A 489-nucleotide genomic window follows, 5' to 3' on the forward strand; every position below is an offset into this window, starting at 1 on the left:
CATCCGCCCCCAGCCCCTGCATGGCCTGAAAGCGCTTAACGCCCTCCACCAGCTGGCGATCGTACACACCGCGCGCCGCGGGCTTGCTCTTTTTCTTCGCCGAAGGACTCACCGTCGCCGGGCAGAACGATATTGGCGGAATTTTCCAGCATCCCAGTACGCTGGAGGATCTCGCGCAGCGCGCCGATATCATTGCTCCATTCTCCCGGGCGCAGCGAGCCGCTGCCGGTCATCTGCGGCCATGGACGTGAATCAGCCACCAGCGCCAGCAGCGACTGGTGCATGGCCTCATACTGCGGATGACGCGGCGCCAGGCCGGCGATAAACGCCGGCAGGGAGCCATTATCCAGCGCCAGCTGCCACTGGTTAATCACCGACAGCGGCGGGGTCGCCATCTTGTACGGTGTCGAGCTATATAACCAGCGGGTCCCCTGGGTGGGGATGCCGCTGATAAAGTGCAGATAGCCCATCATGGCATCAGACAACACC

1 protein-coding gene is annotated in these 489 nt (G+C 63.0%); it reads right to left on the reverse strand.

The genetic code is table 11. The annotated features are described in order from the left end of the window. Positions 1-35: 35 nt before the first annotated feature. Positions 36-489: hypothetical protein (locus tag M3223_RS23830; protein WP_251566261.1), on the reverse strand; the 454-nt coding region annotated here is incomplete at its 5' end.

Source organism: Paenibacillus pasadenensis (assembly GCF_023715725.1).
Classification (GTDB): Bacteria; Bacillota; Bacilli; order Paenibacillales; family Paenibacillaceae; genus Paenibacillus_O; species Paenibacillus_O pasadenensis_A.